Annotated in this window: 17 protein-coding genes and 2 tRNA genes; 5 read left to right on the plus strand and 14 right to left on the minus strand. The window is 69.5% G+C overall.

Annotated elements, in window-relative coordinates; translation table 11 throughout:
• Nucleotides 1-4 precede the first annotated feature (4 nt).
• Nucleotides 5-1,147, plus strand: coding sequence for an aspartate-semialdehyde dehydrogenase (gene asd / locus ABH915_RS17690; RefSeq protein WP_370123751.1), 1,143 nt, complete (start codon nt 5-7; stop codon nt 1,145-1,147).
• A gap of 68 nt (nt 1,148-1,215) precedes the next feature.
• On the opposite strand, the gene ABH915_RS17695 is transcribed toward asd, so the two are convergent.
• Nucleotides 1,216-2,322 (minus strand): winged helix DNA-binding domain-containing protein, encoded by a 1,107-nt coding sequence (locus ABH915_RS17695; RefSeq protein WP_370123753.1) that lies wholly within the window; start codon nt 2,320-2,322, stop codon nt 1,216-1,218.
• An 89-nt stretch (nt 2,323-2,411) separates the two neighbouring features.
• On the opposite strand from ABH915_RS17695, the gene ABH915_RS17700 reads away from it, so the two are divergent.
• The gene (locus ABH915_RS17700; RefSeq protein ID WP_370123756.1) at nt 2,412-2,930 is read left to right on the plus strand and encodes a hypothetical protein; all 519 of its coding nucleotides are present in this window, start codon (nt 2,412-2,414) and stop codon (nt 2,928-2,930) included.
• A 73-nt stretch (nt 2,931-3,003) separates the two neighbouring features.
• Here ABH915_RS17700 and ABH915_RS17705 read toward each other — a convergent pair whose 3' ends face one another.
• The 4 genes from ABH915_RS17705 to ABH915_RS17720 all read right to left on the minus strand — a co-directional run bounded on the left by ABH915_RS17705 (nt 3,004) and on the right by ABH915_RS17720 (nt 6,387).
• Nucleotides 3,004-4,071: a UDP-N-acetylmuramate dehydrogenase gene (locus tag ABH915_RS17705; protein ID WP_370123759.1), complete on the minus strand. Its 1,068-nt coding sequence runs from the start codon at nt 4,069-4,071 to the stop codon at nt 3,004-3,006.
• 62 nt (nt 4,072-4,133) lie between these two features.
• Nucleotides 4,134-5,453 carry a sugar MFS transporter gene (locus ABH915_RS17710; RefSeq protein ID WP_370123762.1) on the minus strand — a complete coding sequence of 440 codons (1,320 nt, stop codon included), beginning with the start codon at nt 5,451-5,453 and terminating at the stop codon, nt 4,134-4,136.
• A 14-nt stretch (nt 5,454-5,467) separates the two neighbouring features.
• On the minus strand, nt 5,468-5,905 hold the full coding sequence (locus ABH915_RS17715) for a MaoC family dehydratase (protein WP_370123764.1): 438 nt from the start codon (nt 5,903-5,905) through the stop codon (nt 5,468-5,470).
• 2 nt (nt 5,906-5,907) lie between these two features.
• A complete protein-coding gene (locus ABH915_RS17720) occupies nt 5,908-6,387 on the minus strand; it encodes a MaoC family dehydratase N-terminal domain-containing protein (protein ID WP_370123767.1) in 480 nt (159 codons plus the stop codon).
• A 195-nt stretch (nt 6,388-6,582) separates the two neighbouring features.
• Here ABH915_RS17720 and ABH915_RS17725 point away from each other — a divergent pair, with 195 nt between their 5' ends.
• Together ABH915_RS17725 and ABH915_RS17730 are read left to right on the plus strand one after the other, a co-directional pair.
• On the plus strand, nt 6,583-6,996 hold the full coding sequence (locus tag ABH915_RS17725; protein WP_370123770.1) for an ArsR/SmtB family transcription factor: 414 nt from the start codon (nt 6,583-6,585) through the stop codon (nt 6,994-6,996).
• Complete coding sequence (locus ABH915_RS17730) at nt 6,993-8,690, plus strand: SulP family inorganic anion transporter (protein ID WP_370123773.1); 1,698 nt, start codon at nt 6,993-6,995, stop codon at nt 8,688-8,690. The genes ABH915_RS17725 and ABH915_RS17730 overlap by 4 nt, the downstream gene beginning before the upstream one ends.
• Here the strand turns inward: ABH915_RS17730 and ABH915_RS17735 are convergent.
• From ABH915_RS17735 to ABH915_RS17755, 5 genes are all read right to left on the minus strand, one after another.
• Entirely contained in the window at nt 8,680-8,904 is a 225-nt protein-coding gene (locus tag ABH915_RS17735) for a DUF3188 domain-containing protein (RefSeq protein ID WP_370123776.1), read from the minus strand. The two genes, ABH915_RS17730 and ABH915_RS17735, sit on opposite strands and share 11 nt — an antisense overlap.
• Before the next feature lie 128 nt (nt 8,905-9,032).
• Nucleotides 9,033-9,977 (minus strand): DUF2797 domain-containing protein, encoded by a 945-nt coding sequence (locus ABH915_RS17740; protein WP_370123779.1) that lies wholly within the window; start codon nt 9,975-9,977, stop codon nt 9,033-9,035.
• A gap of 25 nt (nt 9,978-10,002) precedes the next feature.
• The gene (locus ABH915_RS17745; RefSeq protein ID WP_370125035.1) at nt 10,003-10,821 is read right to left on the minus strand and encodes a CoA ester lyase; all 819 of its coding nucleotides are present in this window, start codon (nt 10,819-10,821) and stop codon (nt 10,003-10,005) included.
• A gap of 219 nt (nt 10,822-11,040) precedes the next feature.
• Nucleotides 11,041-12,036 carry an aldo/keto reductase family oxidoreductase gene (locus tag ABH915_RS17750; RefSeq protein ID WP_370123782.1) on the minus strand — a complete coding sequence of 332 codons (996 nt, stop codon included), beginning with the start codon at nt 12,034-12,036 and terminating at the stop codon, nt 11,041-11,043.
• Nucleotides 12,033-13,739: a glycoside hydrolase family 13 protein gene (locus ABH915_RS17755; protein WP_370123784.1), complete on the minus strand. Its 1,707-nt coding sequence runs from the start codon at nt 13,737-13,739 to the stop codon at nt 12,033-12,035. The genes ABH915_RS17750 and ABH915_RS17755 overlap by 4 nt, the downstream gene beginning before the upstream one ends.
• A gap of 104 nt (nt 13,740-13,843) precedes the next feature.
• On the opposite strand from ABH915_RS17755, the gene ABH915_RS17760 reads away from it, so the two are divergent.
• A complete protein-coding gene (locus ABH915_RS17760) occupies nt 13,844-15,022 on the plus strand; it encodes an ROK family transcriptional regulator (protein WP_370123787.1) in 1,179 nt (392 codons plus the stop codon).
• 42 nt (nt 15,023-15,064) lie between these two features.
• Here ABH915_RS17760 and ABH915_RS17765 read toward each other — a convergent pair whose 3' ends face one another.
• The 4 genes from ABH915_RS17765 to ABH915_RS17780 form a co-directional block, all read right to left on the minus strand.
• A complete protein-coding gene (locus tag ABH915_RS17765; RefSeq protein WP_370123790.1) occupies nt 15,065-15,724 on the minus strand; it encodes an NAD(P)H-binding protein in 660 nt (219 codons plus the stop codon).
• Entirely contained in the window at nt 15,721-16,521 is an 801-nt protein-coding gene (gene yidC / locus ABH915_RS17770; RefSeq protein ID WP_370123793.1) for a membrane protein insertase YidC, read from the minus strand. Before yidC ends, ABH915_RS17765 begins: the two co-directional genes overlap by 4 nt.
• Nucleotides 16,522-17,043: 522 nt before the next feature.
• Nucleotides 17,044-17,120, minus strand: a tRNA-Met gene (locus ABH915_RS17775).
• Between the two features lie 62 nt (nt 17,121-17,182).
• Nucleotides 17,183-17,254 (minus strand) — tRNA-Thr (locus ABH915_RS17780).
• Nucleotides 17,255-17,305 lie beyond the last annotated feature (51 nt).

The following is a 17,305-nucleotide window of genomic DNA, read 5'->3' on the forward strand; positions in this document are numbered from 1 at the left end:
GCCCATGACTACAGCAGCTACCCCGTCCGTCGGCCTGGTCGGTTGGCGTGGCATGGTCGGTTCCGTCCTGATGCAGCGCATGCAGGACGAGGGCGACTTCGCCAACATCAACCCGGTCTTCTTCTCCACCTCGAACGCGGGCGGCGCCGCACCGGCCATAACCGGCGCCGCTGCGGGCGCAGCCGGCAAGCTCGAGGACGCGTTCGACCTCGAGACGCTGGCGAAGCTGCCCATTATTGTCACCGCCCAGGGCGGGGACTACACCAAACAGGTCCACGGCGAGCTCCGCAGCCGCGGCTGGGACGGCCTCTGGATCGATGCCGCCTCCACGCTGCGCATGAATGAGGACTCCATCATCGTGCTGGACCCCATCAACCGGGACGTCATCGACGCCGGCCTCTCCGGCGGGGTGAAGGACTACATCGGCGGCAACTGCACCGTGTCCTGCATGCTGATGGGCCTGGGCGGGCTGTTCAAGAACGACCTCGTCGAATGGGGCACGTCCATGACGTACCAGGCGGCGTCCGGCGGCGGGGCGCGCCATATGCGTGAACTGCTGAACCAGTTCGGCAGCCTCAACGCCGAGGTGAGCACCGAACTGGACGATCCGGCGTCGGCGATCCTGGAGATCGACCGGAAGGTCCTGGCGCACCAGCGCACCGGCATCGACGCCACACAGTTCGGCGTCCCGCTCGCCGGTTCGCTGATCCCCTGGATCGACGCGGACCTCGGCAACGGCCAGTCCAAGGAGGAATGGAAGGCCGGGGTGGAGACCAACAAGATCCTTGGCACCTCCGCCGGGAACCGCGTGATCATGGACGGCCTGTGCGTCCGGATCGGTGCGATGCGCTCGCACTCCCAGGCCCTGACGCTGAAGCTGCGCGAGGACCTCTCGGTCGCCGAGATCGAGAAGCTCGTGGACGCCGACAACCAATGGGCCCGCGTGGTGCCGAACACCAAGGAAGCCTCGATGGCCGAGCTCACGCCCGTGGCGGCATCGGGCACCCTGGACATTCCGGTGGGCCGGATCCGCAAGCTCGAGATGGGCCCGCAGTACATCAGCGCGTTCACGGTGGGCGACCAGCTGCTGTGGGGCGCCGCGGAACCGCTGCGGCGCATGCTCCGCATCGCGACCGGAAACCTCTAGGAGCCGTCCGGGAAACGCCTTCAGGCGCCGGCTCAGACACCCCTTCAGGCGCCGGTTCAGTCGCCTGTTCAGGCGCCAAGGAATCTGCGATACTTCGCGGCCTGCAGCCCAAAGGACTTTTGGGCGGCAGGCCGCAGCCCGTTAACGGCGTCGAAGGGTTCGGGCACGACGGCGGCTCCCCGGCCGCCCGGCGGCCCGACCCAGGTGCCGATCACGCCGCCGCCGGCCACGATGGTCTTCTTGAACACGCCGTTGCCGCCAGGGACGATCTTGTCGGCGTGCTCCGGCGGCAGCACTAGGGACCGGTCCGCGTAGCCGAGCAGGAATTCGTCGAACCCCGGCAGCGCCAGAACCGTGCGCTGACCGGGGACGCCGTCGTCGAGCAGCGCGGCTGTCTCTGGAGAGAGCCAGTAGCTGGTCCCCTCAAACTCCAGCTCCGCCAACTGGTCCGACACCCGGGCCAGGGCAGCCCGGGTTTCCGTCAGCGGAATGCCGGCCCACCAGGCAAAATCACGTTCCGTGGCGGGGCCGTGACTGCGAAAGTAGCGCAGCAGCCACTCGGCGATGCCGTCCTGGCGGTCCAGGGTCCGCGACTCGGTGATCCAGTCGCCGAACGCCACGACCAGTTGCTGGTTGCCTGACAGCGGCCCCTGCACCAGCAAACCCCGCTGGCACAGGACCCCGAGCAAGTGAATGCCGCGCTGGCCCGCGGTGGACTGGCCCGCCCGTTCGAAGGCCTCGAACAGCTCCGCCCGGCTGGCCGCCCCCGCGGAGACCAGCCGCAACGCGGACCCCGCCGCGGCGTCCACGTCCGTGTCATTGATCTCGAGCTCCCGGTGGCGCCGTGCCAGGCCCTGGATCAGCCGTTCCGAGGTGATGGCCAGCATCCATTTCAAGTCCTCGGGCGCGAGCACGTGCAAGGTGCCGCGCATCGGCCACGAACGAACGAACTCTGCCCGGTCCAGCGCGCCGCGGACGTCCGTGGCGCGGGAACCCGGCACACGCTGGCCGACGGCCCAGAGAACGGCCTGCAGGTCCTGGGCCTGCATCGCTGTCATGCCGCGGACGGCTTGCGGGACGGACTCAAACCCTGGTCCCAGCAGTCCCTGGGCAGCCAGCCGCAACCTGCCGATGACCCCGGGGGTAAGCCGGCGGATGCCCGTCACTGCTGCCATGGAACCATGGTAAGTCGCGTGTGCTGGCTGTCGGGTTGTTGCCCGGCTGCTCCCAGCCGCCATCCAGCAGGCTTCCCTACCCTTGAATCATGACTATGAGTGAGGTGTGGCCGCTGCTTCGGCCCCTGTGCCGGAAGCTGGCCCTGCTGGGCTGGGCGTCCAGCGCCGCCGGCATGGCTGCCGGGCTCGCCGTCGCCATCGCCAGCGGTACCCGGCTTTCGCCCATGATGAGCACCCTGCAGTTGGTGGCCACGTTGTCCATGGCTTTGTCCGTGGCCAGCTTCGTCACGGCTGCGGCGTTGCAGCCGCGGGCACGGTCTCAGGCACGGTCTCAGGCGGCCGTGAAGCACGGAAGGATCGCCCCGCAGGGCCGGGAGCTCCAGCTCGACTACGGCAGCGAATTTCCGGCCACCGTGCAGGCCTTCCTGCTCGGATCCCTGGCGTTCCTCGCCGGCGCCGTGGCATTTGCGTGCGCCGGACTGGTGCTGCAAAGCGGGCCCAGCGTCCAGTCCGTGGCGTTCTGCCAGGTCTTCCTGCTCGGGGCCGCGGCCTCCGGTTTTACCTTCATGCTTTTCAGCAAGGTGGCCCCCCGCCACACGGAACCGTAGCCGGGGAGCTGAGGCGCCCCGCCGGCGGTGGTCCGGCCCGGGCAGCGGCCGCTTTCCTGGGGCCGGTCGTTCCCTAGAGATCGACGCCGATCAGCAGCGGTTCCGGGTGCAGTTCAATGCCGAAGCGTTCGACGACGCCGTGGCGGACCTCCCGCGCGACGGCCAGCATGTCCGCCGCGCTCGCCCCTCCCCGGTTGGTGATGGCGAGGGTGTGCTTGGTGGACAGCGAGGCCCGGCCGCCCGAGACGCTGTCCGGGTCCAGGCCGAAGCCCTTGGCGAACCCGGCCTGGTCGATCAGCCAGGCCGCCGAGAGCTTGGTCAGCCCGTCCGCACCGGCGGGGTATCGCGGGGCCTCCTGCGGCAGCCGTGCAGCGACGTCCTCGGTCACGATCGGGTTCGTGAAAAAGGATCCCGTGGAGTAGGTGTCACGGTCGTTCGCGTCCCAGACCATGCCCTTGGACGCCCGGAGCCGCAGCACTTCGCGGCGGACGTCGGTGGAGTAGGCCCGCCGGCCCTGCTCGACGCCGAGCACCCGGGCGAGTTCGGCGTAGCGGACCGGGGCGCTCATCCGGCCGAGCGGGAGCTGGAATTCCACGGTGAGCACCACGTAGCGCGGTGAGCCGTTGACGGTGGTCTGCTTCAGGATGGAGTCCCGGTAGCCGAACTTGAGTTCGGAATTCGTGAAGGTCTTCACCGCGTTGCGTTCCCGGTCCCAAGTGCGCACCGCGGCGATCGTCTGGGAGACGTCGGCCCCGTAGGCGCCGACGTTCTGCACGGGGGTGGCGCCCGTGGCGCCGGGGATCCCGGAGAGCGCCTCGACGCCGGACCAGGCATGCTTCACGGCGTGTTCAACGAAGGCGTCCCAGTTGTGGCCGGCCTGGACCACCACTGCCACGCCGCCGCAGGAGTCCTCGGCGTCCACGGTGAAACCCTCCGAGGCGATCTTCAGCACCGTGCCAGGGAACCCGTCGTCGGACACCAGCAGGTTGGAGCCGCCGCCGATGATCAGCAGGGACTCGCCGGCGGCGTCCGCCGTGCGCACGGCGTCGATAATCCCGGCCTCGCTGCGGGCCTCGATGTAGCTGCCGGCAGGGCCGCCGACGGCGGAGGTGGTCAGGGCGGAGAGCTGGATCTGGGTCACCTGACCAGCCTAGCCGGGATCATCCGCTCGCCTAAGCCGGTGCCGGCTGCCCTTGGCTGGCTCTACTGTCCCGGCACGGGCGCGGGCGCGGGGAGTTTGCGGGCCACTGGGGAGAGCAGGAAGCTGACGACCAGCATCACCATGACGGCCAGCAGCGAGTGGAGGATCCCGACGTGCTCGGCCAGCAGACCCAGCAGCGGCGGCCCGCACAGGAACGCTCCGTAACCGATCGTGGACACCACGGACACCCGTGCGGCGGCCTTGACGGGATCGTCGGCTGCAGCGGACATGCCGACCGGGAAGCCCAGGGAGGCGCCGAGTCCCCAGATGGCCAGGGCCACGTAGGCCAGCCACGGTACCGGGGCGAAGACGAACAGGCCGAGGCCCAGAACCGCCAGCGCGGCGCACCAGCGCATCACCGGGACCCGGCCGAAACGGTCCAGGACCAGGGTGCCGGCGAAGCGGCCGATGGTCATGAAGGTGACGAACAGCCCGTACCCGGCGGCTCCGGCGGCGTCGGTCTGGCCGTGGCCGTCGGCCAGCGCCAGCGCCACCCAGTCCCCCGCCGCTCCTTCTGCCAGGGCCAGCCCGAGGACCAGCACGCCCAGCAGCAGTGTGCGCCGGTCACGCCAGGCCTGGGCGATGAGGCGTTTGTTGTCCAGCGGCGGCTCCGGGACCGCGTCAGTCTGCCGGACGATCGGGATGGGCCCGGTGGAGGGATCCTCGAAGGTATCTGTCCCGGATGCCTTGAAGGGCGGCTCCCCCTCGACCGGCGTGATGTCCGCCCGGAACCAGGCCGCCGCGGTGGTCACCGAGCCGGCCACCAGCAGGCCCGCCGCGGCCAGGTGCAGGAAGACGGGGATCCCGGCGGCGGCAGCCCAGGCGCCCAGCCCGGCGCCCGCCACTGTGCCCAGGCTGAAGGAACCGTGCAGCCGGGGCATGATGTGCCGCCGGACGGCGCGTTCCACCGCGGCCCCTTCGACATTGGACGCGGTGTTCCAGCTGGCCGTGCCCAGCCCGATGATGGCCAGTCCCGCGGCCACGGCCACCGGGCTGGCGAGCACGGAGGTGCCGAAGCCTGCCAGCGCCAGCCCAAACCCGACCATGATGCTGCCGATCCGGATGGTGCGCTTGGAGCCAAGGCGAAGGACAATCAGGCCCGAGGCGGACACGGACACGAAAGATCCCGCCGTCATGCAGAGCAGGAGCAGCCCGATTGTGCCCGGGGTCAGGTCCAGGCCGTCGCGGATGGCCGGCAGCCGGGACACCCACGTGGAAAAGGCGATACCGCTCGCGGCGTAGGCGACCACCACGGCGTTCCGCCAGTGCGTGATTTCGGCGGGCGGGACGAAGACTTCCTTGGTCACTGCAGCCAGATTCACAGAAACGGCATGGGCTAGGCCAGCCTGACGACGGCCTGGGCCTTGACGAGGACCTTCTGGGCGGCCGAGACGACCGTGAGGTCGACGCGGGCGGTGCCGGCGTCGGCGTCGAGCGCCCCGATGGCCCCGCTGACCTCGATCACGGCACCGGCCTCCGGTGTCCCCGTCGTGTCAGCGACGGGCACCGGCTTGGTGAAGCGGGTCTGGAAGTCGACGACGGCGGCGGGATCCCCGGCCCAGTCGGTCACGAGCTGGACGGCCGCGCCCATGGTGAACATGCCGTGGGCGATCACGCCCGGCAGGCCGACGCCGGTGGCGAAGGCCTCGTTCCAGTGGATCGGGTTGAAGTCACCGGATGCGCCGGCGTACTTGACGAGGTCGGTGCGGGTGACGGTAATACTGCGGCTGCCGATGTCCTGGCCGACCGTGAGTTCCGCGATGTCAATGCTCATGGCTACTGTCCCTCTCCGCGGACCAGGATGGACGAGGTGGCGGTGGCGACCGGCTCCCGGACGCCGGCGGCGTCGGAGGCATCGCCGGAGGCAAGGGCGAAGATTTCCGAGCGGGTGGTGATCATGGCTCCGCCGCCCATGGCGCGGACGCCGTCGACGTGCAATTCGGCGACCAGCCGGTCGCCCGCGACGATCGGGCGGTGGTGGGTGAACCGCTGGTCGGCGTGGACCACGCGGGAGAAGTCGATCCCGGATTCCGGATCCTCGATCAGCTGCGCGTCGGCGCGCTGCGCGACGATGATGGCGAAGGTCGGCGGCGCGACGAGGTCGCTGTGACCCAGCCCCTCGGCGGCGGCAACATCGAAGTGGGCGGGGTGGGTGGCCTTGACCGCGCGCGCGAACTCGCGGATCTTCTCGCGGCCGACGTCATACACCTCTGCGGCAGGGTAGCTGCGCCCCTGCAGGTCCGGATTGATTGTCATGGTTCCAGCCTATCGCCACGCCCGGGGCCGTCCGGCTTCGTGACGGGTCGGCGCGGGGCCCGGGCGGGTACTGGCGGGTGCTCTTGCGGGTCTTGACTCGAACGATATGATGAAAACATCAATCCATCAATCCGTACGGACGCGTTGACCCGCCGGGCCGCGCCGCGAACGGATGCGAGAAAGTGTCCTCCTGCCATGATCTCCGCCGCGCAGACCCCCCTGTACGAAATCAAGGCCAATCTGTTCAAGGCCCTGGCCCACCCGGCCCGAATCCGGATCCTCGAACTCCTGGCGGCGGCACCGGACACTACGGCGCCGGTCAGTTACCTGCTCGCCGAGACGGGGCTGGAGCCCTCGCACCTGTCCCAGCATCTGGGCACGCTGCGCCGGAACGGTGTGGTGACGTCGGTCCGGACGGCGAATGTGGTGACCTACCGGCTGGCTCATCCCAAGATCAAGGAGCTGCTCGCGATCGCCCGGGTCTTCCTGCTGGACACCCTGGCCGGTTCCAGCGAACAGCTCCGGATAGCGCAGGAGCTGCCGGCAGGCCACCTCGACCGTGCGGGCGGCGTCGACAGTGCCGCCCCCCTCGACAACACAGCACCGTGAGCGCGGCGCAGGCAGCAGACCCGGCCACCACTTCCCGCACGGCACGGGGACGCCTCGCCCGGTTTCTGCCGTCCCGCCGCGACTATGAGCTCTTGCGGTCCGCCTGGAAGACGGACCTGTTCGCCGGCATCACGGTGGGCATTGTGGCGCTCCCCCTGGCGCTGGCCTTCGGGGTGAGTTCCGGTGTCGGGGCGGAGGCCGGACTGATCACCGCGGTGGTGGCGGGACTTGTCGCCGCCGTCATGGGCGGATCCAATGTCCAGGTCTCGGGCCCGACCGGCGCCATGGTGGTGGTCCTGGCCCCGGTGGTCGCCGCCCACGGCGTCGGCAGCATTGCCCTGGTCTCCGTACTGGCCGGGCTGCTCGTCATGATCCTGGGAGCCAGCGGGCTGGGCCGGGCCGTCGCGTTCATCCCGTGGCCGGTCGTGGAGGGTTTCACGCTCGGCATCGCCGCCATCATTTTCCTCCAGCAGGTTCCGCTGGCCACGGGCACCGAGGGAACCCCGGGTCACAACACCCTCCTGGCCGCCGTCGAGAGCGCGTCACAGGCCACGATGCCCACTGTGTTGGAGACGCTCGCGGTGGTGGCGGGTGTCGCGGCCGTGATGTACCTGCTGCCCAAGCTCAACAGGTCCCTGCCCGCGAGCCTGATTGCGGTGTTGCTCACCACCGCGATGTCGGAGATGCTGGCGCTGGACATACCTCGGATCGGGGCGCTTCCGCACTCCCTGCCGGCGCCGTCGATGCCCTCGGTCGATCCGGCCGCGCTGGGCGGACTGCTGATGCCTGCCGTGTCCATCGCGACGCTCGCGGCCATCGAATCCCTGCTCTCGGCGCGGGTGGCCGCCGGCATGGTCGGCCCCGACGGCCGTCCGTCCGGCGCGTACAGCCCGGACCGGGAGCTCACCGGGCAGGGGCTGGCCTCGATCGCTGCCGGATTCTTCGGCGGCATGCCCGCCACCGGCGCGATCGCCCGGACCGCCGTGAACGTCCGTTCCGGGGCCAAGACCCGGCTCTCCGCGGTGGTGCACGCCCTGGTGCTGCTGGCCATCATCTACCTGGCGGCGGGGCTCGTCGGCAGGATCCCGCTGGCGGCGCTGGCCGGCATCCTCATGGTCACGGCCACCCGCATGGTCTCGCGGCACACCGTGACGGCGATCCTGCGCTCCACCCGGGCCGACGCCGCGGTGTTCGTCATCACAGCCCTCATCACCGTCGCCTTCGATCTCATCGTGGCCATCCAGATCGGACTCGCCGCGGCAGCCGTGTTCACGCTGCGGACGTTCGCTTCCCTGAGCGGGGTCCGGCGCGAGGACATCCCGGGGCCGCCCGTTCCGGGCGACGAGCACATCGCAATCTTCCGGCTGGACGGGGCCATGTTCTTCGGCGCCGCGGAGCGGGTCCTGCAGGAGATCAGCCAGGTCAGGGACATCCAGGTGGCCATCATCCGGCTGTCCCAGCTGCGGATGCTGGACGCCACCGGCGCCCACATGCTCGTCGAGGTGGTCTCCGCGCTGGAGCTGCGCGGGGTCACGGTCCTGCTCAAGGGGGTCCAGCCGCAGCATCTGGAGCTCGTGACCAATGTGGGGGTCATCCGCTCACTGCGGCATCACAAGCACCTGTTCACATCCCTCCCGGACGCCGTGGAGCATGCCCGGAGCCATGTGGTGCGGAACGCGGCCGCTAGCGCTTGAGATTTTTCCGGATCGCCTGGCCTCGGACCACAAGCCCGGCAATGTGCAGGATCAGGCCCAGCCCGATCACTGCCAGTGAGGAGAGGGCCAGCGCCTGGTTGCCGGTGCTGTTGCCCACCACGCTGAGGATGATGCCGACGCCGATCAGGCCCATGGCGCCGAAGACGAGCACCTTGTAGGCGGTTGACGCGGTGGCCCAGAATTCATTCAGCACCGTGCCAGTCTACCGGGGCGGGCGGGCAACGCCGCGAGCCGCACAATTCCTGGCGACACTCACATTGCCTGGCGACGTCGGAATCCGGGCGCGTCCGGTAATTTGCGCGTCACGGGGCAATTCCGGCGTCAGAACAGGGATTCCTGCACGGCCGGGACGTCCGAGCCATGGTCACCGAGTTCGATCACCCGGGCCTTGAGCTGGCCCAGGTTCACCACGAATTCCAGTCCGCTGCCATCCAGCGCCGCGACCGCTATGCCGCCGCTCAGCGAGTCGATCCGGAACCCGTGCGCTCCGGCCCCCAGGTCGTGCGGATAGGCATGCCGGGCGGCCGGGGCGCAGGCCTTCGCGGAGAGTTCCGGCCGGACCCACCGCTCATCCACCACCGCGAAACCCTCCCCGCCGGCACCGGCGAGCAGGGTCCGGACCTCCCCCGCCAGCCGTCCGTTCAGGGCGTCGAGATCGACGGCGGCCGCCGGGGCGAGCAGCGCGGCGGCCTTGGCGGCAGCGCGGACCTGCTGCGGCAGCCCGGCCTCGCGCGTGATCATGTCCTCAAGGAGACGGACCACGCGGCCATCCTCGGCACGGGCAACGTACCGGGCGACGACGGCGCCCTGCTCGGCGAGCCGGTTCCATTTGCGCGGGTGGGACGCGGTGCCGACCTTGCTGGCCCCGTTGGCGAAGGTGGCGACGTAGAGCCAGTGCGGCTGCATCAGGTACGCGCGAAGGCCCGGCGGGACCCGGCCGCCGCGGTGGAAGTCGTGGATCAGCCGGGAGTCGTCCAGGACGAAGCACCGCCCGCACTGGCCGCCCCTGGCGGCGGCTGCCCGGTCGGGGCACAGGACGTGGTCCCGGTCCGCCGAGCCGTGCACCAAGTGATGCCCAAGGCAATGTTTCCCCGCGGCGGCGAGCCGGAAACCGAGGCGGATGCCGGCGTCGAGCGGCAGTGCGGTGATGGCGCCGTCCGGGTCCTGCAGGCGCATCGCCGGAGGCCTGCCGCCGGACGCCGCGGCGGGCCCGGGCGCCGGAGAATCCCAAAAGACCCCGTGAACCAGATAGCGGGTATCGGTCACGGGGTCTCCTGTAGTGGTGTGGCGGTTACAGGGCCGGCCGCACGCCGAAGGCCACGGCGAGCTTCATGATCTTCTCGGCGCGGCCCAGGCGCGGCAGGTCGGAACCGTCCCGGATGACGCGGCCGCTGGCCTCGAAGTCGGCCATGAAGTCCGTGGCCCAGGCGACGTCGGACGGCGTGGGGCTGATGACCTCGTTGATGACCGGGGTCTGGTCGATCGCGAGGCAGAGCTTCCCGGTCATCCCCATCATCACGGTGATGCCGGTCTGTTCGCGCAGGATCGGGTGGTTCGTGCCGACGGTGGGGCCGTCGATGGGGCCGGGCAGGTTGCCCACGCGGCTGGCCACAACCAGCTTGGCGCGGGGGTAGGCCATGGCTTCCGCGGTGGCCGCCATGCCGGTGTCGCGGCGGAAGTCGCCCGAGCCGAAGGCCAGGCGGAACGCGCCCTGCGCCTTGGCGATGTTGTTGGCTTCCTCGATGCCGACGGCGGACTCGACCAGGGGGATCACCGGGGTCTTGCCGTCCATCCGGTGGAAGCTCTCGGTCACCTGGTCGGCCGATTCGGTCTTGGCCAGCATGATGCCCAGCAGGCCAGGGGTGCCGCGCAGGCCGGCGAGGTCGTCGGCCCAGAACGGGCTGGTGGCGTCGTTGATCCGGACCCAGGCGCTGCCGCCGGCGGTCAGCCAGTTCACGACGTTGGCGCGGGCGGTGTCCTTCTGGGAGGGGTCCACCGCGTCTTCGATGTCGAGGATGATCGCATCGGCCCGGGAGACGGCGGACTGGTCGAAGAGGTCGGTCTTCATCGCATTAACCAGCAGCCAGGAGCGGGCGATGTCGGCCGGGATGTTGCGTTGGGGGCCGAAGTGATTCGGCGGTGGTGGTAGAGGTCATGCATCTACGCTAGTCGCCCGGGGGCACTTGCCGCTAAGCGATCCGGCCCTCAGGGGCGACCATTACGACCAAAATCACATCCCTGCCCAACTGGCCGGCAGCAGAAGCCGTTTTCAGGGCTCACCACGGCCAGGCGGCCGGCCAGTTGGGTGGGGCGGGAGGGGGCGGATTGGCTAGGGGATGTTGCTTCCCCGGGCCGCGACCCAGAGGCCGTACCACTCGGCGCGGGTCATCGCCGCGGCGGCCTCGGCGGCACCGGCGCAGGCGAGGATCCTGTCCGGGTTCGCGGTGCCGATCACGGGCGCAATCCCGGCAGGGTGCCTCATGAGCCAGCCCAGCACGATCGCCTCCCCCGTGGTCCCCTTCTCGGCGGCCAGGGCGGCCACGAGGGAGGTGGCGGCCTCTTCGGCCGGCGTCCGCGCGGCCGCCGGCGCCCCGGTGTAGAGGCCCCGGGCCAGCGACCCGTACGCCTGCAGCCGGATGCCGCTCCGGACGCAATGCTCCACGGTCCCGTGCGGGAAGCTGTAGTCCGTGCCCTCCGCATGGTTGACCAGCACCGTGCTTTCCAGCCACGCCCGCTTCAGCAGGCTCATTTCGAGCTGGTTGCCCACCACGGGCGCCTCGAGCCGGTCCTGCAGCATCTCGATCTGCGGGCCCGACATGTTGGACACGCCCACGGCCCGCACCTTGCCTTCGGCCATGAGCTGCCCGACGGCGGAGGCCACCTCCGCCGGGTCCATCAGGGGATCGGGGCGGTGCAGCATGAGCACGTCGACGTAGTCCGTCCGGAGCCGGGCCAGGCTTTCGTTGACCCGCTCCAGGATGCCGTCCCGGCTGAGGTCGTAGTAGGCCTCCAGGCCCTGCTCATTGAGCCGGATGCCGCACTTGGTCTGCAGCCGGATCTTTTCCCGCAGACCGGGGGTCCGGGACAGGACCTCGCCAAAGACGGCTTCGGCCTTGCCGTTGGTGTAGATGTCCGCGTGGTCGAACAGCGTGATGCCCGCATTCATGGCGGCTTCGACGGCCGCGGCCGCCTCGTCCACGTGCGCGGAGGAGTACGGCTCGGCCGACCAGTCGCCGCCCAGGCCCATGCAGCCGTAGACGAGTTCCTGGGGGAGGTTCCCGGCGTCGGCGGCCGTGCCGGACGAAGCCTGCGGTGCGGGGATCACCGCAGCCAGACGGTGGTGTTGGCCGGCAGCTGTCCGCCGTCCAGCGGGCCGCTGCTGACCAGCACCTCGCCGGCCGGCAGATCAACCGGCGCGTCGCCGAAGTTGGTCACCGTCTGCCAGCCGCCGGGGCGGCTGAAGCGCAGGACGTCGGCGCTGCCGGATTCCTGCCACTGCAGTTCCTCGGAGGTCTGCAGTTCGCGGCGCAGCTTCAGGGCTTTGCGGTAGAGCTCGAGGGTGGAGCCTTCCACGCCGTCCTGGACTGCCACCGCGTAGCGGCTGAACCAGGCCGGCTGCGGCAGGTGTGCGCCGCCGGCGCCGAAGCCGAACGAGGTGCCCTCCGGGGCCCACGGCAACGGCACGCGGCAGCCGTCGCGGCCGATCTCCACGCCCTTGTTCCGGAAGAAGGTGGGGTCCTGGCGCTCGGCGTCGGGGATCTCCGCGACTTCCTGCAGTCCCAGTTCCTCGCCCTGGTACAGGTAGGCCGAACCCGGCAGGGCCAGCATCAGCAAGGTGGCGGCACGGGCCCGGCGCAGGCCGAGTTCGACGTCGAGTTCCTCGACGGGGGCGCCGGCCAGCAGCCAGCCCTTGCCGTCCTGGCCCTGGGCGTGCTTGCCGCCGCCCTGGGGCAGGCCGTAGCGGGTGGCATGGCGGACGACGTCGTGGTTGGAGAAGACCCAGGTGGAGGAGGCACCGGATTCCGTGGCCTCGGCAAGGTTCCGGGCGATGATTTCGCGGAACTCGCCGGCGTCGAAGTCGGCCTGCAGGAGGTCGAAGTTGAACGCCTGGCCCAGGCCTTCCGGGCTGGCGTAACGGGCGCGGCGGGTGGCGTGCACCCAGGCCTCGGCGACGGCGGTGCGCGGCGGGTTGTATTCGTTGAACACCTCGCGCCATTCGGCGTAGATCTCGTGGACTTCATCGCGGTCCCAGAACGGGTGCGAGCCGTCCGGGAAACCGTCCGTTCCGGTGTTGGCGGCGCTGAGCTCCACCTTGGAGATCAGCGGCTCGGTGAGGTCCTTGGTCAGCGCGTGGGCGACGTCGACGCGGAAGCCGTCCACGCCGCGGTCGGACCAGAAGCGGAGCGTCTTGAGGAAGTCGTCGCGGATTTCCCGGTTGGCCCAGTTCAGGTCCGGCTGTTCCTTCGCGAAGATGTGCATGTACCACTGGCCGGGCGTGCCGTCGGGCTCGGTGATGCGCTCCCAGGCGGGGCCGCCGAAGACGGATTCCCAGTCCGACGGCGCGAGCTCGCCGTTTTCGCCGAGACCGTCGCGGAAAATGTAGCGGTCGCGGGCGGCGGAGCCGCGCGGGGAGGCCAGGGCCTCCTGGAACCATTTGTGCCGGTTCGAGGAGTGGTTGGGGACGATGTCGGCGATGAGCTTGATGCCGGCGGCGTGCAGCGCGGCGGACATCTCGTCGAAGTCCGCCAGGGTGCCGAGCTTGGGGTCCACGTCGCGGTAGTCGTCGACGTCGTAGCCGCCGTCGGCGAGGGCCGAGGGGTAGAACGGGGAGAGCCAGACGGCGTCGATCCCGAGTTCCTTCAGGTACGGGACCTTGGCTGTGATGCCCTTGATGTCGCCCAGGCCATCACCGTTGGAGTCCGAAAAGCTCCGGGGGTAGATCTGGTACACCGATGCCTGGCGCCACCAGTTGGGGTCGGCGGCGAGGTCGGAACCGGACAGGGTGGCCAGCGTGGCGGTGTTGGTCAAAGGAGATTCCTTCGGGGTCTGGGAGGGCTTCTGGTATTTTAGATACAAGCTAAATATATTGCCTGAACAATTATGGGTCCGGGGACAGAAGAGGTCAAGAAGTGATGCCGCACGCAGCCGCCGCCACGCCGCAGCTGCTGCGCCGCGTCAACGCCCAGGCCGTGCTGCGCCACATCCGCGGCGCAGATGTTGCCACCGGAACCGAGCTGATGGCCCTGACCGGACTGACCCGGGCCTCGGTCATCGCCGTCTGCGAGGACCTGATCAGCCGGGGCTGGATCGTGGAGCAGGACCAGCCCACAGACCCTGCCAATCCGCGGAAGGGCCGGCCGGCCCGGCGCTTTGCCTTCAACCGGGAAGCGGGCTTTGTGCTGGGACTGGACATCGGTGCCGCGACCACCACCGCCGCCGTGGCCGACCTCCGCGGCACGGTGATCGGCCGTTCCAGCGGGAGCTTCCGCGCGGCGGACATCCCCGCGCAGGAGCGGATCGGCGTCGTCGACCTCGCCTGCCGCCAGGCCTTGGAAGCAGCGGGGGCGGACCCGGGCAGGGTCCTGGCCGTTGGCGCCGGAATCGCCGCGCCGGTGGACCGCGATGGCAACGTTCTGGTGACGCAGCGGTTTTGGAGCCTGTTCGACGTCGGGCTCCGCTCCGCGCTGAAGGAACTGCACGGCTGGACGGTGCTCCTGGAGAACGACGCCAACCTGGCCGCGCTCGGTGAGCGCTGGCGCGGGTCCGGCGTGGGCGTGGATGATCTGGTGGTGCTCCTGGCGGGCGAACGCCTCGGCGCCGGCGTGATGGAATCCGGCCGCTTGCTCCACGGCCGCGGCGGGGCCGCCGGCGAGATGGGCTATCTGGACATGGTGGAGGGCGTTGGCTCCAGCGACGGCATCGCCGCCCTGGTGCGGCAGTGGTCGGCGGCCGGCGGCGGACCCTCCGCGGGCGGCCCGGCCAGCGCGCCGCGCGTCTTCGCGGACGCGGCCGCGGGAGACCCTGCCGCCCTGGCCATCCTGGACCGGATTTCGGAGCGCATGGCACGGGTCATCGCCTCGATCGCGAGCCTGATCAACCCCGAGCAGGTGGTGATCGGCGGCGCCGTCGCCGAGTCCGCCGGGGCGCTCCTGCCGGGCATCACAGCGCTGCTCCCCCGTTTCACCGCGACTCCCCCGCGGGTGACGGTCTCACCGCTGGGCGACGCGATCGTCACGGCGGGCGCGGTCCGGCACGCCCTGGACTACGTCGAGGCGCATGCCCTGGAGCTGGCCCTCCCCGCCCCGGCCTGACGGGTCGGGTCCGGCTCGTTCGCTTGGCGCCGGCCGGCCGGATTAGTCCAACGTGTCCAGCGCTGCCGCCAGCGGGAGTGTGCCGTCGCGGAACTCGATGGTGCGCCCGATCGTGGCCGGCAATCCGAGGACCGCCGCCGCCACCAGGGCGACGTTGGCCCGTGCGGTTTCGGTGCCGTCCGACGCATCGGCGGGGTCGACGTCGATCATCCCGTTGCCGGGTCCCGCGGTCAGCGTTCCGGGGCCCAGGACGGTCCAGTCCAAGCCTGAACCGCGCAGGTACTCATCCGCTGCGGCCTTGGCCTCGGCGTAGGCGAAGAAGCCGTTGTCCGCGGGGACGCCGTGGTCCGGCCCGGCACCGAAATAAGACACCATGACGTACCTGTTGACGCCGGCTTCCGCCGCGGCGTCCATGGAACGGATCGCGGCGTCGCGGTCCACGGCGTAGGTCCGCTCGGGGCTGCCTCCGCCGGCCCCGGCCGACCACACCACGGCGTCGTGTCCGCGGAGGGCCCCGGCGATCTGCGCCGTCGTCGCGTTCTCCACATCCAGCAGCGCCGGCGTGGCGCCCGTGGCCGCGACGTCGGACGCATGGTCCGGGTTGCGGATAAAGGAGGTGACCCCGTGCCCTTCCGCCGCGAGGATCCTGGACAGTTCCAAAGCCACCTTGCCGTGGCCGCCGATGATTGCGATGCGCGTCATGGTCCCATTCTGTCCCACCGGAGCGCGAACTGCTGCCCCATGGTCCACAGGTTGGTGGTGGTCCAGTAGATCAGGACGCCGATGGGGAACACGATTCCGCCCACCCCGAAGACAACCGGCAGGCTGTACAGCAGCACCTTTTGCTGGGCCATGAGCGGAGTCGCAACGGCCTCGTCGGACAAGCTCCTGGCCATGATCTGCCGCTGCGTGATCAGTTGCGAAGCCGTCATGGCCAGGATCATCGCAATGGAGAGGACCCACACCGAGACTGGACTGCCGCCGCCGCCGTGCAGCAGCGAGGCCGAGAGCGGGGCGCCGAAGATCGTGGACTGGTCGAACTGCACGACCTGCTCGGCGCTCATGGCTCCGACGCCTTCGCCCTGGCCGGCCGCGGCGCTGATGCCGGACAGCATCTGGAACAGCGCGAAGAAGAAGGGCATCTGGATCAGCAGGGGCAGGCATGCCGAGAACGGGTTGGTGCCGTGCGCCTTGTAGATGGCCATCTGTTCCTGCGCCATGGCCTGGCGGGAAACCGGATCGGTCTTGCCCCGGTACTTGTCCTGGAGCTTCTTCAGGTCAGGCTGCAACCGCCTCATGCGCTGCTGGACGTTGACCTGCTTGAGGAACACCGGGATCAGGGCGGCGCGGATGACCAGCACGAGCCCGATGATGGACAGCGTCCACGTCCAGCCGCTGGCCGCCGGCATGCCGATGGCGCTGAGTCCGTCATGGAAGGCCGCCATCATGGCTGAGACCAGCCATTTGAACGGGGCCATGATGGTGCCAAGAAGGTCCACTGATATCCCCAACCGTCAGATGCTGCAAAGCTACGGTGAGGCTACACCTGGGCGGACTTGAAGTGATCATCTCTTGCGCAAGGCCCACCGAATGAGGAGCGTCACGCCGACGACGACAGCGGCCACCGTCAACACCGTCACCAACATCAGCACTACGTGGTAGCCCTCTAGCCTCATCAGTTCCCCCAAATCTGTTCAGTGCCGCTGACTGTACCAGCGGGGCGTAACGGACCGTGGGTGGGGCTCTCAATCATGACCGGTTTGGGTGTATCTGCCCGCCACGGGAGGCATACGTCTGCCGTAGACATGACTGGCCTCCAGCCGTATGACGCGGCCACGAGGAAGAACGTCGGGATAGCCGGAGTACTGGCCCTCATCCTGTTCACTTTGGCGTCATGTGCGGTGCAGCCGGCATCCACTGGCACCGCGCCAAGCGGTGGTGCCGCGCCTTGTGCCTGGCCCTTGTCCGCTCGGAGAGACAGAAAGACCCCCGGAATCCATGCGGATTCCGGGGGTCTTATCTGGTAGCGGTGGGGAGGCTCGATCTCCCGACCTCACGATTATGAGTCGTGCGCTCTAACCAACTGAGCTACACCGCCGTAAATGAGGAAAACCTGCGCTAAGCCGGTCAAAAACCGCCTTGACACAGGCCCTCATTCAGAGCCCCCCACCGGAATCGATCCGGTGACCTCGTTCTTACCAAGAACGCGCTCTACCACTGAGCTAGGGGGGCAACGAGTAAATACTCTACCGGAAGATTCGCCCACCAACAAATCGGCGGCCG

It is taken from the genome of Arthrobacter sp. MW3 TE3886 (assembly GCF_041262145.1).
GTDB lineage: Bacteria > Actinomycetota > Actinomycetes > Actinomycetales > Micrococcaceae > Arthrobacter.

Coding starts and splice junctions, on each gene's coding strand:
- asd (WP_370123751.1), top strand. CDS start 5: ATGACTACAGCAGCTACCCCGTCCGTCGGCCTGGTCGGTTGGCGTGGC.
- ABH915_RS17695 (WP_370123753.1), bottom strand. CDS start 2,322: ATGGCAGCAGTGACGGGCATCCGCCGGCTTACCCCCGGGGTCATCGGC.
- ABH915_RS17700 (WP_370123756.1), top strand. CDS start 2,412: ATGACTATGAGTGAGGTGTGGCCGCTGCTTCGGCCCCTGTGCCGGAAG.
- ABH915_RS17715 (WP_370123764.1), bottom strand. CDS start 5,905: ATGAGCATTGACATCGCGGAACTCACGGTCGGCCAGGACATCGGCAGC.
- ABH915_RS17720 (WP_370123767.1), bottom strand. CDS start 6,387: ATGACAATCAATCCGGACCTGCAGGGGCGCAGCTACCCTGCCGCAGAG.
- ABH915_RS17725 (WP_370123770.1), top strand. CDS start 6,583: ATGATCTCCGCCGCGCAGACCCCCCTGTACGAAATCAAGGCCAATCTG.
- ABH915_RS17760 (WP_370123787.1), top strand. CDS start 13,844: ATGCCGCACGCAGCCGCCGCCACGCCGCAGCTGCTGCGCCGCGTCAAC.
- ABH915_RS17765 (WP_370123790.1), bottom strand. CDS start 15,724: ATGACGCGCATCGCAATCATCGGCGGCCACGGCAAGGTGGCTTTGGAA.